At 44.8% G+C, this 13,333-nt stretch carries 14 protein-coding genes; 8 read left to right on the top strand and 6 right to left on the bottom strand.

From position 1 onward, the window contains the following. The coding region (locus ACK5MF_RS02755; protein WP_416919148.1) for an IS3 family transposase at positions 1 to 581 on the top strand (581 nt) is incomplete at its 5' end. 397 nt (positions 582 to 978) lie between these two features. On the opposite strand, the gene ACK5MF_RS02750 is transcribed toward ACK5MF_RS02755, so the two are convergent. From ACK5MF_RS02750 to argR, 4 genes are all read right to left on the bottom strand, one after another. Then, complete coding sequence (locus ACK5MF_RS02750) at positions 979 to 1,416, bottom strand: universal stress protein (RefSeq protein WP_416919146.1); 438 nt, start codon at positions 1,414 to 1,416, stop codon at positions 979 to 981. A 62-nt stretch (positions 1,417 to 1,478) separates the two neighbouring features. After that, on the bottom strand, positions 1,479 to 4,058 hold the full coding sequence (locus tag ACK5MF_RS02745) for a TRAP transporter permease (RefSeq protein ID WP_416919144.1): 2,580 nt from the start codon (positions 4,056 to 4,058) through the stop codon (positions 1,479 to 1,481). A gap of 238 nt (positions 4,059 to 4,296) precedes the next feature. Then, positions 4,297 to 5,265 carry a TAXI family TRAP transporter solute-binding subunit gene (locus tag ACK5MF_RS02740; RefSeq protein ID WP_416919142.1) on the bottom strand — a complete coding sequence of 323 codons (969 nt, stop codon included), beginning with the start codon at positions 5,263 to 5,265 and terminating at the stop codon, positions 4,297 to 4,299. 369 nt (positions 5,266 to 5,634) lie between these two features. Then, on the bottom strand, positions 5,635 to 6,105 hold the full coding sequence (gene argR / locus ACK5MF_RS02735) for a transcriptional regulator ArgR (RefSeq protein ID WP_416919140.1): 471 nt from the start codon (positions 6,103 to 6,105) through the stop codon (positions 5,635 to 5,637). Between the two features lie 349 nt (positions 6,106 to 6,454). On the opposite strand from argR, the gene mdh reads away from it, so the two are divergent. After that, complete coding sequence (mdh, locus tag ACK5MF_RS02730) at positions 6,455 to 7,387, top strand: malate dehydrogenase (RefSeq protein ID WP_416919138.1); 933 nt, start codon at positions 6,455 to 6,457, stop codon at positions 7,385 to 7,387. A gap of 68 nt (positions 7,388 to 7,455) precedes the next feature. Here the strand turns inward: mdh and ispB are convergent, their stop codons facing one another. Then, the gene (gene ispB / locus ACK5MF_RS02725) at positions 7,456 to 8,427 is read right to left on the bottom strand and encodes an octaprenyl diphosphate synthase (RefSeq protein ID WP_416919136.1); all 972 of its coding nucleotides are present in this window, start codon (positions 8,425 to 8,427) and stop codon (positions 7,456 to 7,458) included. A 268-nt stretch (positions 8,428 to 8,695) separates the two neighbouring features. Between ispB and rplU the strand changes: the two genes are divergently transcribed. The 6 genes from rplU to folA all read left to right on the top strand — a co-directional run bounded on the left by rplU (position 8,696) and on the right by folA (position 12,980). Further along, positions 8,696 to 9,007: a 50S ribosomal protein L21 gene (gene rplU / locus ACK5MF_RS02720; RefSeq protein ID WP_042489259.1), complete on the top strand. Its 312-nt coding sequence runs from the start codon at positions 8,696 to 8,698 to the stop codon at positions 9,005 to 9,007. Positions 9,008 to 9,028: 21 nt separating this feature from the next. Then, a complete protein-coding gene (gene rpmA / locus ACK5MF_RS02715) occupies positions 9,029 to 9,286 on the top strand; it encodes a 50S ribosomal protein L27 (protein WP_004409945.1) in 258 nt (85 codons plus the stop codon). A 454-nt stretch (positions 9,287 to 9,740) separates the two neighbouring features. Then, positions 9,741 to 10,916, top strand: a complete 1,176-nt coding sequence (gene cgtA, locus ACK5MF_RS02710; protein WP_416919133.1) for an Obg family GTPase CgtA — start codon at positions 9,741 to 9,743, stop codon at positions 10,914 to 10,916. Positions 10,917 to 11,216: 300 nt separating this feature from the next. Further along, positions 11,217 to 11,978, top strand: coding sequence for a threonine/serine exporter family protein (locus ACK5MF_RS02705; RefSeq protein ID WP_416919131.1), 762 nt, complete (start codon positions 11,217 to 11,219; stop codon positions 11,976 to 11,978). A 2-nt stretch (positions 11,979 to 11,980) separates the two neighbouring features. Next, positions 11,981 to 12,454: a threonine/serine exporter family protein gene (locus ACK5MF_RS02700; protein WP_416919129.1), complete on the top strand. Its 474-nt coding sequence runs from the start codon at positions 11,981 to 11,983 to the stop codon at positions 12,452 to 12,454. 43 nt (positions 12,455 to 12,497) lie between these two features. Further along, positions 12,498 to 12,980 (top strand): type 3 dihydrofolate reductase, encoded by a 483-nt coding sequence (folA, locus tag ACK5MF_RS02695; RefSeq protein WP_416919127.1) that lies wholly within the window; start codon positions 12,498 to 12,500, stop codon positions 12,978 to 12,980. Positions 12,981 to 13,179: 199 nt separating this feature from the next. On the opposite strand, the gene ACK5MF_RS02690 is transcribed toward folA, so the two are convergent. Beyond that, entirely contained in the window at positions 13,180 to 13,329 is a 150-nt protein-coding gene (locus ACK5MF_RS02690; protein WP_416919150.1) for an IS3 family transposase, read from the bottom strand. Between the last annotated feature and the right edge of the window lie 4 nt (positions 13,330 to 13,333).

Raw genomic sequence — 13,333 nt, 5'->3', positions numbered from 1 at the left:
CGACGGTCAGACCTAAAAAGTACCGCTCTTACAAAGGAGAAGTTGGAAAAATAGCCCCAAATGTACTGAAAAGAGACTTTAAAGCGACCAAGCCTGATGAAAAATGGGTAACAGATGTGACTGAATTTAAAGTCAATGAACAAAAGGTCTATCTATCACCGATAGTGGATTTATTTACCCAGGAAGTCGTGTCTTACCGAGTAGCGAAGAACATCCGCTTGCCTTTGGTTACAGACATGCTGAAAGAGGCACTAGACAAGCTTGATAAGGGACCCTCTCCTATTGTCCATAGCGACCAGGGTTGGCAATACCAGCACAAGTCTTACCAAAAGCTCCTTGTAGATAATGGGCTTCAACAAAGTATGTCGAGAAAAGGAAACTGTTTAGAGAATGCAGTGGCTGAAAACTTCTTCGCTTTACTCAAAACAGAGATGTATCACGGTCAAAGCTTCACTGATGCTGATGAACTGATTGCAAATATCGAAGAATATATAGAGTATTACAATACAAAACGGATTAAGGTGAAATTTAAAGGCCTGACTCCGATAGAATATCGAAATCAGGCCTTGCAAGCCGCTTAACAGAAATGTCCAACTTTATGGGGTCACTTCACTCCGCGTGGGAATGCATATTTGACTCACAAAAAGTCAGATTAACTGCCTATTTTCGCTTTGGTATGCATTCCCACGGGGGACCGTGGGAATGAGAATTAATAGGTAAAACAAATAGATAAAGGCGCATTAAGCGCCTTTCAGACTGATGACAATATTGGATTTGTCATTCCTGCTCATGTGCAAGAGCGAGATCCCGGATAAATACTGCGTATTTTCCGGGATGACGGGTATCGATCGTATTTTCCGGGATGACGGGTATCGATCGTATTTTCCGGGATGGCGGGTATCGATCGTATTTTCTGGGATAACGGGTATAGATCGAATACCGACTTTATCTATTTGTTGAGTATTTCAAACCGTCCAATCAACCTTTGGGTTTGATCACAAGCACATTTACTGGCGAGTTCTCAACCACTTTGCTGGCTACCGAGCCTAACACCACTTTGTCGATTCGAGAACGCTTGTGACTCGGCATGACAATCAGGTCTGCCTCTATTTTTTTCGCGTATTCAAGAATGGTGCTATAAGGCTTGCCCTCGGCAACGTACACTTCAAATTCAACGCCTTCTGTGATGAATTGTTGTGCAAATTTTTTCAGTTGCTGTTTCACATCTTCTTTCATTTGCTTTGCTGCTTCTTTTGGGAAGTAGGTAGCAACCATCGACATGTGAATACCAGGCAGAACATTGAGTAGATGAACTTTAGCGTTGCTCTGTTTTGCATGCCAGACCGCATGCTCAACCGCTCTGTCACCGAAACCGTGCTCATTTAAATCAACAGGAACAAGAATGTGTTTATACATAATGTTATTTCTCGGAGTGATAATGTCTGGCTACTCACTTAACTGACTAACCAGACGTAAGGTTAGGCTATAACTTGCTCTTTTTTCGCTCTTCTGCGCTGATTCCAGCCAAGTAACATCGTCAGTAGCAGAGCGGGTAGGAATACCCATTCTTTCATTGGCCGCTCGCTATCAATCACGATTGATTCAATTTCCCAGCCGAAATCAATACCGGCAGATTCCGCAGGGCTGCCAAACTCAACCATATCGACGATCATCTTCTCGCCATCATTGTTAAGCATCAAGCCCATGGAAGAAATGCGTTCTTCTGCTGTCTCTGCTCTGTCATCAAATGGTAGTAGCACTGTTTTAGCCACGAAGTTACCTTCGATTGTTTCACCAGCCACCAGCAATTGCAGAGGTTGACCCACTGGCGTTTTTTCAACGATTTGTGCAAGCTCGATACCTGGGTGGACTTCTTTTGCCGGATAAACCATATCCCACCAGAAACCCGGACGGAAGAAGGTAAATGTCAGTGCTAACAACGCAACCACTTCCCACCATTTGGTTTTGGTAAACCACCATCCTTGTGTCGCAGCGGAGAAAAGCAACATCGCAATGATCGACGAAATCACCGTCAATCCGAGATGCCACCATGTATCAATTCCCATCAATAGTAGCTGAGTGTTGAACACAAACATAAATGGCAAAATCGCGGTGCGGATATCGTAGGCAAACCCCTGAATACCGGTACGTATTGGATCGGCCTTGGCAATGGCAGCCGCAGCAAATGCCGCCAGACCCACAGGTGGGGTATCGTCGGCCAAAATACCAAAGTAGAACACGAATAAGTGAACAGCAATCAGCGGGATGATCAGACCATGCTGAGCACCGAGAGTCACGATAACCGGAGCCATCAGCGTTGATACCACGATGTAGTTCGCTGTGGTTGGCAGACCCATACCCAAGACCAAGCTGATCACAGCGGTGAACAGCAGCATCATGATCACGCTACCGCCAGAGATGAACTCAACAAAGTCAGTCATCACCAGACCGATACCTGTCAGGGTCACCACACCGACAACAGTGCCGGCAGCCGCAGTTGCAACGCCGATACCAATCATGTTGCGAGCACCTGAGACCAAGCTCTCGATAAGATCGACCACCCCTAATTTCGCTTGTGCAGCCGCATCATTTGACTGATTAAACATCGCCATTAACGGACGTTGAGTCAGCAAAATGAACATCATGAACACGGTTGCCCAGAATGCGGATAGACCCGGAGAAAAACGCTCAACGGTCAAACACCAAACCAGAACTACGATCGGCAATAGGAAATGCAGACCTGATTTTACGGTAGGATCGACATCCGGGATCTCTTGAATATCTTCTTCAAATCCAAAACTGCCGCTTTTAACGTGCTTGGCTGAGATTTTCACCAGCGCAACGTAGCAAACAAGTAGGGCAATACCGACTAACACCGTGGCAGCGGAGCCAAAAACGTCTTTGGTCCAACCGATACCGTAATAGACGACGGCGCTAATCACGCAAATCCCCAGTACCGTGCCGGTGAATGACAGCAGGCTTTGCAAGAACGTCGAAGTATGGCGTCTTGGCAAACCTTGCATACCCGCCTTACACGCTTCTAAATGCACAATGTAGATGAGAGCGATGTATGAAATCAGAGCGGGCAACAGCGCCGCTTTGATCACTTCGACATAGGAAATTCCGACGTATTCCACCATCAAGAAAGCGGCTGCACCCATAATTGGCGGGGTTAGCTGACCATTGGTTGAAGCTGCAACTTCTACTGCGCCCGCTTTCGATGCCGGGAAGCCTACTTTCTTCATTAGCGGAATAGTAAAAGTCCCGGTGGTTACTACGTTGGCAATCGAAGAGCCTGAAACCAGACCTGATAAACCAGAAGCCACAACCGCCGCTTTCGCTGGACCACCACGCATATGCCCTAACAAAGAGAAGGCAACTTTAATGAAATATGCACCCGCTCCTGCTCTCTCGAGCATTGCGCCAAACAGCACGAACAAGAATACAAATGAGGTAGAAACGCCTAAAGCAACACCAAACACACCCTCAGTGGTTAACCACAGGTGTGACATTGCTTTGTTTAAACTTGCACCTTTGTGAGCAATAACCTCTGGCATGTGAGGCCCTGCAAAGGTGTAGAACAAGAATACTGCGGCAACCGCCATCAGCGGTGGACCCAATGCTCGACGAGTCGCTTCCAAAAGCAGCAACATACCAGCAGATGCCGTGACGACATCAAGCAATGTTGGTGCACCAGAGCGACCCGCTAATTGCGCGTAAAACAGATAGATGTAGGCAGCACAAAAGCTACCGACAAGGGCGAATACCCAGTCAATCAGTGGGATTTTGTCTCGTGGCGAATTTTTTAGTGCCGGATAGGCAGTAAATGCAAGAAAAACTGCAAACGATAAATGGATCGCTCGAGCTTGTGTATCGTTAAGTACGCCAAAATTAAATATAAACGGCAGTGGAGAAGCGTACCAAAGTTGGAATAAAGACCAACATAGTGGCACAAACCACATAATACGCCCCGGAATACCGCTCGGGTTTCTGGCGCCTGTATCGGCTTGTGCGACCATCTCTTGCACATCTTGAGACGGAGAGTTTGTCTGCGTCATGTACATTATCCTTTTAATGATGGTAAAGAGTTACAACGAAAAGAGGTTTTCTAAATATGAGTGAAAACCCAAATATTGAACGTAAATAGTGATGAACAATAAGGAGGCTCTAAGCCTAATGTCTGTCAGTTGAGCTCAAAAAGACATAATTCTCGTTCCCACGCGGAGCATGGGAACGAGAGATTTTCTTAACTGATTGGCATTGGGCTCTAAGCCTCCCTATTCGGGGTTGCCTTAATTACTTAAGTAAACCGATTTCTTTGTAGTACTTCGCAGCACCTGGGTGTAGAGGGATAGAAAGACCGGCTTTAACCATGTCTTCTTTCTTCAAGTTGGCAAATGCCGGGTGCAAACGAGTGAATGTTTCAAAGTTTTCAAACACAGCTTTTGCAACGTTGTACGCCACTTCATCAGAAACGTCAGAAGTTGTCACTAATGTTGCGGCTACACCGAAGCTTTTCACGTCTTGATCTGTGCCGCTGTACATACCCGCAGGTACTGTGCTGTATGCGTAGTATGGGTGGTCAGCAACGATCTTAGTGATTTGCTCGCCAGTGGCAGAAACCAGTTTAGCGTCACATGATGTTGTTGCTTCTTTGATTGAGCCATTTGGGTGACCAACCATGTAGATGAATGCGTCGATTTTGTTATCACACAGAGCTTGAGAACGTTCAGAGCCTTTTAGTTCAGAAGCCAATGTGAAGCTATCATTCGTCCAGCCGAATGCATCCATAACCACTTGCATGGTTGCACGGTCACCTGAGCCTGGGTTACCAATATTAACGCGCTTACCAGCAAGATCGGCTACGCCGTTAATGCCAGCATCAGAACGAGCGATGATGTTAAAAGGTTCTGTGTGAAGAGAGAACATCGCGCGTAATTTATTAAATTGACCCTGTTCAGCAAACTCGCCAGTGCCATTGTAGCCGTTATATTGTGAATCTGACTGCACGATACCGAAATCAAGTTCGCCAGAGCGAATGGTGTTTATGTTGTAAACAGAACCGCCGGTAGATTCTACAGAGCAGCGAATGTTGTGTTCTTTACGGTCTTTGTTAACCAGCTTACAAATTGCACCACCTGTTGGGTAATAAACACCAGTGACAGAACCAGTACCTATTGTGATGAACTCTTGAGCGTTAACCGCGCCTGCACCAAGGATTGTTGCTGCAATAGCGCCGACCTTTATGATTTTATTCAATGCCATGAATTTCCCTTCCTTCATTTATAATTCCCCCAAAACAAGTGTCGTTGTTTTGGTTGTTTCTTCATGAGAAACAATGCCTTTTTCAATCCCTATGTTGAAAAAGTGTCAGGATAATAGCAAAAAAACATCACATAATCATAGTTATGTTTAAAAATGTAGTCATAAAGGCTAATTCTTACCAGTAATTAAGAATGAATTGTTTACTTGTGTTTGAATTTTGTAACTAATAAGTTGTGTTGTTTGGGGGTAAAAAAGTAGCAGATATTTTTTTCCAACAGCAGAAAGAAAAAGTCACGTATTGATCCCAGTACGCGACTTCAAGAAAAGTAATAATGTTTAGCGATTAATGAGTTACATTCAAAAAGCGAGTTAACCTGCGTATTCAAATAAGTCGCAGACGGAAGTAAATAACTGCTTAGTGGTAATGTTTAACGTAGGGGTAATGAAGATGGTATCGTCACCAGCGACAACGCCAAGGATACCTTCAGATTTACCAAGAGAATCCAGTAAACGAGCGATAAGTTGAGCTGCACCCGGGCCGGTGTGAATCACGACCAGTGCATTATTGTAATCAACGTCCAGTACTAATTCTCGTAGAGAACTTGATACAGTAGGAACGCCTAATTCTGCGGGTAAGCAATAGACCATTTCCATTTTTGCGTTACGTGTGCGCACTGCGCCAAACTTCGTAAGCATGCGAGAGACTTTTGATTGGTTAATATTGTCAAAGCCTTCATTTTTAAGAGCGTCTACGATATCGCCTTGAGAACCGAAGCGTTCTTCTTTTAATAAAGCTTTAAAAGCGCGGACTAGGTTGTCTTGTTTATCTACACTACGCATGTTTCAGTTACCACTGGCTCAATAATTTTGCATATTCTCGCATAGATATTCACTTATAGGCAAATTAAGCTTTAAAATTGTCTAAAAGGTCACTGTAAATAAGTATGATACGAGCTCAGGGAGAGCTGAAAGGGAAAGCAAAAGGAAGAGCAGAAAGGGAGATAGAAGGGAGCAACGGATATGTCAGTACCCCGTCCAGTGATTGACGATTTGGCGAGTAAGTGTTCAAAGTCGCAAAGCTGACGTTAATTGTTTGTAATCAAGTTGTGATTGCTATAACTTTTTTTTGGTCAGATATTAAACAACCCTACAAAACATAATTAAGACAAAACTCTCAAGGAGCACGATAATGAAAGTCTCTGTAATTGGTGCCGCTGGCGGCATTGGTCAAGCCCTCGCTTTACTTCTTAAGAACCGTTTACCCGCTGGATCTGATCTCGCTCTGTATGATATTGCCCCTGTAACCCCAGGTGTTGCTGCGGACCTTAGTCATATACCAACTCCTGTTTCTATCAAAGGCTATTGTGGTGAAGATCCAACGCCTGCTTTGGAAGGCTCGGATGTGGTTTTAATCTCCGCTGGTGTGGCGCGTAAACCGGGTATGGATCGCGCAGATCTATTCAATGTCAATGCGGGGATTGTGAGATCTTTGGCGCAACGTATTGCTGTTGTTTGTCCAAATGCTTGTGTGGGAATTATCACTAACCCAGTAAACACTACGGTTGCCATTGCAGCGGAAGTTCTCAAAAAAGCGGGAGTTTATGATAAACGTAAACTGTTTGGTGTGACCACTCTTGACGTTATTCGTGCGGAAACTTTTGTTGCTGAATTAAAACAGAAAGATCCGGGTGATGTTCGCGTTCCTGTGATCGGTGGTCACTCTGGTGTGACTATTCTTCCTCTTCTTTCTCAAGTGAAAGGCATCGAATTTAGCGATGCGGAAGTGGAAGCGTTAACCAAACGTATTCAAAACGCAGGTACGGAAGTGGTTGAAGCAAAAGCGGGCGGTGGTAGTGCAACGCTATCGATGGGACAAGCGGCTTGCCGATTCGGTTTATCTTTAGTGAAAGCGCTACAAGGTGAAGAAGTTATCGAATGCGCGTATGTTGAAGGTAGCGGTGAACATGCACCTTTCTTTGCTCAACCAGTTAAGTTGGGTAAAAACGGCGTGGAAGAAGTATTGAGCTACGGTCCGTTAAGCCAATATGAAAAAGCCGCGTTAGATGGCATGTTGGAAACGCTAAATGGCGATATTCAAACTGGTGTTGAGTTCGTTAAGTAATTTTATTTAACGGATCCCAGAGCCGCTCTAATCGATAATCGAAGAGCGGCTTTTTGTTATCTTATTTATTACTTACTACGATTAACCGCCATATGAGCAAGGGTGACTAAAGCTTGCTTGTATTCACTTTCCGGCAGAATGCTCAGTTCAGCAATCGCTTTGTCGGCTTCTTCTAACGCTTTGTTGACGGTATAAGTGAGAGAGCCTGCTTGTTCCATTGCCGCGAGAATGTCGTTTAGACGTTGCATACCGTTTGCATGCTCAATTGCATCACGGATCATTTCAGCTTGCTCAGGTGTGCCATTATGCATTGCATGTAGTAGAGGAAGGGTTGGTTTACCTTCCGCTAGGTCGTCACCGACATTTTTACCCATTTCTTCGCCATCAGAGGTGTAATCCATCACATCATCAATAAGCTGAAATGCGGTACCTAAATACTTACCGTAGTTCTGTAAAGCCGTTTCTACATCTTCAGGCGCATCAACCAAAATCGCCCCGATTTGAGTTGCTGCTTCAAACAGACGAGCGGTTTTAGAATAGATAACCTGCATATACAGATCTTCAGTGGTGTTTGGATCGTTACAGTTCATCAACTGTTGAACTTCACCTTCGGCGATGACGTTTACCGCATCACTCATCAGTTTAAGGATCTTCATTGATCCTAGCTCTGTCATCATCTGAAATGAACGAGTGTAGATAAAATCACCAACCAAAACGCTGGCCGCATTGCCAAATGCCGCATTAGCCGTTTCTTTGCCACGGCGCATGTCCGATTCATCGACGACATCATCGTGCAACAGGGTTGCGGTATGAATAAATTCAATAAACGCAGCGGCAGTGGTGTGAGCCGTCCCTTCGTAGCCCAGAGCTTTGGCGGATAATACCGCTAGCAAAGGTCTTAAACGCTTGCCACCACTACTGACAATATAAAACCCGAGTTGGTTGATTAAAGAGACATCAGAGTTGAGCTGAGCTTGAATCGTTTCATTTACTTTTGCCATGTCATCGGCAGTAAGCGTTTGGATAGCTTTAAAATCCATTGTACATCCGGCTGAAGTTAGAGCTTATAAGGCATTTTGTCTTCTAGAATTGTTGAATAATACACTAAAAAGCATTGATTAATACACGCCATAAAGGCATGATTGCGGCACTTTTGTTTGGCGATTAGCTTTTCGCCAAATTTTTTAAAATATGGCTTGTCATAGGCACATCATTCACGTAGAATCTGCGCCCTATTGATGATTAGTTTAGCGCACACCCTCATTGCTCACATATAGCATAGGCTGTGCGGAAAGAGCGGAGTAAAATATGTACGCTGTTTTCCAATCTGGTGGTAAACAACACCGTGTAAGCGAAGGTCAAACTCTTCGTTTAGAGAAATTAGACGTTGAAACTGGTGCAACTGTTGAATTTGATAAAGTTCTTCTAGTTGCTAACGGTGAAGAAATCACTGTTGGTGCACCTCTTGTTGAAGGCGGTAAAATTACTGCTGAAGTAGTACAACACGGCCGTGGCGATAAAGTTAAAATCGTTAAGTTCCGTCGTCGTAAACACTCTCGTAAACAACAAGGCCACCGTCAGTGGTTCACTGAAGTGAAAATTACTGGCATCAACGCTTAAGTAACTTAGGAGAGTTTAACAATGGCACACAAAAAAGCTGGCGGTTCTACTCGTAACGGCCGTGATTCAGAAAGTAAACGTCTTGGTGTTAAGCGTTTCGGTGGTGAATCTGTATTAGCAGGTAACATCATCGTTCGTCAACGTGGTACTAAATTCCACGCTGGCACTAACGTTGGTATCGGTAAAGACCACACTCTTTTCGCTCTTACTGAAGGTAAAGTGAAATTTGAAGTTAAAGGTCCTAAAAACCGTAAATTTGTTAGCATCGAAGCTGAATAAGTTTAATACCTAACTGAATTCAAAAGCCCTACCGTTACGGTGGGGTTTTTTATTTATGCAGAGCAAATAAGAAGACATTCTATCAAGCGTCTCTTCTTATCTGTTCCAATATACTCTCGTTCCCATGCTCCAGCGTGGGAACGCATAAAGAGCTATACTCAAACTACTTGAAGTTGCAGGTAGGCGGCAAGTGAGTGAATCCCCATGAGCATAGATAAACTATGTGATTGGGGTGAACGAACGTAGACAACACCGCTGCAGCTTCAAGTAGGAAGAGTATATATTAATTGATGATGTTCAATACTTGTGGATGAGTCAAACTGCAACTGCAAAGAAGCATGTGATGGCTTTAAATCAGGTATGCATTCCCACGCAGAGCGTGGGAACGAGTAATACAAATTTATATCATGTGTAATAACAGTGATAGCGCAACGCAAATAATGCGGAGTAAGTAATGAAATTCGTTGATGAAGCGGTAATAAAGGTCGAAGCGGGCGATGGCGGTAACGGTGTTGTTAGCTTTTGGCGTGAAAAATTCGTAACGAAAGGTGGCCCTGATGGCGGCGACGGCGGTGATGGTGGCGATGTCTACATCCTGGCCGATGAGAACTTAAATACACTGGTTGACTATCGTTTTCAGCGTTTCTACGCAGCAGAACGTGGTCAAAACGGTGGCGGCGGTAACTGTACGGGTAAACGGGGCAAAGATATTACGCTGAAAGTGCCAGTAGGTACTCGCGCCGTGGATATCCACACCAATGAAATCGTCGGTGAAGTCGCTGAGCACGGCAAGAAAGTGATGGTTGCAAAGGGCGGCTGGCACGGCCTTGGTAACACTCGTTTTAAATCCTCAGTAAACCGCGCCCCACGTCAAAAGACTATGGGTACGAAAGGTGAAGTTCGTGAACTTCGTCTAGAGCTACTGCTGCTTGCGGACGTCGGTATGTTAGGTTTGCCAAATGCGGGTAAATCGACCTTTATTCGCTCTGTATCGGCTGCGAAACCCAAAGTAGCGGATTATCCATTTACGACATTGATCCCAAGCTTGGGCGTCGTGAGTGTGGTGCCTGAGAAGAGCTTTGTGGTTGCCGACATCCCCGGACTTATCGAAGGTGCCGCAGAAGGTGCCGGTCTCGGTATTCGCTTCTTGAAGCATCTTGAGCGTTGTCGCGTACTGCTTCACATGATCGATATTCTGCCGATTGATGAAAGTGAACCGGCGCAAAATGCTCTGACCATTATGGATGAGCTTGAGCAGTACAGCGAAAAGCTGGCGAAGAAACCGGTTTGGTTAGTGTTTAACAAAACGGATCTGATGCTTGAAGAAGAAGCGGATGAAAAGATCCAACAGATCTTAGAAGCGCTTGCATGGGAAGGGCCATACTTCAAAGTCTCAGCGATCAACAAACAGGGCACTGCTGAGCTTTGTCGTGAATTGGCTGACTTTATGGAAACTCTACCTCGTGCAGAAGAAGACCTCAGCGAAGAGCAAAAAGTTGAGTTTATGTGGGACGATTACCACAAAGACGCAATGGCCGGTCGCAATGTTATCACTGAAGATGACGATGACGATTGGGATGACTGGGACGACGAAGAAGATGACGGGCACGTTATCTATGTTCGTGAATAAACAAGTCCGTGAATCTCTCGTTCCCATGCTCTGAAGTGACCCCATAAAGTTCGACAAAGTCGGTGTTCGTTTTATATCCGTCATCCTGGAAAATACGCAGTATTTATCCAGGATCTCGCTTTTGCGCATGATGCTAGGATTTAGATTCCTGCCTTCGCAGGACGATATTGAGTTTGTCATCAGTCTGAAGCCGCAATTATTTATTGCGGCTTTTTTGTGTCTAAATCATATTTACCTTTATTATTTTCATGCAAACTAATGCTTCGCAATTTTTACCCTTAGGACGTTAGGAAAGGAATCATGGCATCCAGACAGAGAGCCGTATCGAGGTTAATCGCACAAGCCGGCCAAATGCTACTGGCTCATGGCGCAGAAAGTGCTTTGGTGGTTGGAATAATGGAGAGGATGGGGCGCGCCTGTGGCATGACTGAGGTCGAAGTCTCTCTTTCCGCCGGATCACTCGTGGTCACTACCTTAGAGAGTGATCACTGTATTACCACCACCAGACGTTGTGCCGACCGTGGTATCAATATGCGCGCGGTTACGCAGATCCAACGCATTTGCATTATGATGGAAAAAGGTCTGCTGGATCACTCGCTTGCACAGAAGAAACTTAATCAGATAAGCCCTGAGCGCTATAACCGCTGGTTAGTGGTATTAATGATTGGCTTATCCTGCTCTTCATTTGCTCGCCTTGCTGGTGGCGACTGGACAGTATTTGCGATTACTTTTGTCGCTTCCGCTGTTGGTATGTTCGTTCGTCAGGAAATTGGCCATCGTCATTTCAATCCGCTGTTGAACTTTGCGGCAACTGCTTTTGTCACATCGGTCATATCCGCTCAGGCTGTGATTTACCATCTTGGCAATAAGCCAACCATAGTGATGGCATCTTCGGTGCTGATGTTGGTCCCGGGCTTTCCGTTGATAAACTCTGTTGCGGATATGCTCAAAGGTTATGTCAATGTGGGTATTGCACGTTTTGTGATGGCAAGCTTGCTGACTCTAGCAACCTGTCTAGGCATTGTTGCGGCTATGAGTATTACTGGCGTGTGGGGGTGGTAGAGATGTTAAGTTGGCAACTATTGTTTGGTCTTATTAACGACATGTTCTTTGCTGCCATTCCTGCGGTAGGGTTTGCGTTAGTGTTCAACGTTCCTGTTCCTGCACTGAAATATTGCGCCTTAGGTGGTGCCATCGGTCACGGCTCTCGCTATTTAATGATGCAATTTGGCATTCCGATTGAATGGGCGACTTTCTTTGCTGCTACGTTTGTTGGCATGATTGGTGTGCATTGGTCGCATAAGTTTTTGGCTCATCCTAAAGTGTTTACCGTCGCCGCACTCATTCCAATGGTTCCCGGTGTTTTCACTTATAAAGCGATGATCGCTATGGTGGAAATTAACCATTTAGGTTTTCGCCCAGAACTGTTAGAGACTTTATTTGAAAACTTCCTCAAGGCGATGTTTATTATCGCCGGTCTAGCGGTTGGTCTTGCTGTGCCGGGGCTGTTATTCTATCGTCGTAAACCAGTGGTTTAACAAACGACAGTTTGAAGAAGTAATCGTCTAATAGGGAAGAATAATGATCATCAGCATGATTGCCGCGATGGCAAACGACAGAATTATTGGCAAAGATAACCAAATGCCTTGGCATTTACCGGCCGATTTCGCTTGGTTTAAACGCTGCACACTAGGTAAGCCTGTCATTATGGGGCGTAAAACTTATGAGTCTATCGGTCGTCCTTTACCGGGGCGTCACAATATAGTGATCAGTCGAGATCCAAATCTGAGTATTGACGGTGTGACGGTGGCAGCTTCAATTGCAGAAGCAATTAAGATTGCAGGTGAGGTCGAAGAAGTGATGATCATTGGCGGTGGCAGTATTTATGCCGCTTGTCTGCCTAGAGCTGATCGCTTGTATGTTACTTATATTGATGCCGATATCGGAGGGGATACTCAGTTCCCTGATTGGGGTGATGACTGGCTGGAAAGCCATAGCGAAAGCTATTCGGCTGATGAAAAGAATGCTTATGATATGAAGTTTGTAATACTAGAACGTCATTAAAATCGTTTGATAAAAACAAAGCCCAGCAATATCTTATCTTGTTGATAAAGTTGGTATTCTATTTATATCTGTTCTCGTTCCCACGGTCCCCCGTGGGAATGTATACCAAAGCCAAAATAGGCAGTTAATCTGACTTTCTGTTAGTCAAATATGCATTCCCACGCAGAGTGAAGTGACCCCATAAAGTTGGACATTTCTGTTAAGCGGCTTGCAAGGCCTGATTTCGATATTCTATCGGAGTCAGGCCTTTAAATTTCACCTTAATCCGTTTTGTATTGTAATACTCTATATATTCTTCGATATTTGCAATCAGTTCATCAGCATCAGTGAAGCTTTGACCGTGATACATCTCT

It is taken from the genome of Vibrio sp., assembly GCF_047973365.1.
Lineage (GTDB): Bacteria > Pseudomonadota > Gammaproteobacteria > Enterobacterales > Vibrionaceae > Vibrio.
Note: the sequence above shows the minus strand (reverse complement) of the source record. Positions and strands in the feature narration are given on the sequence as shown.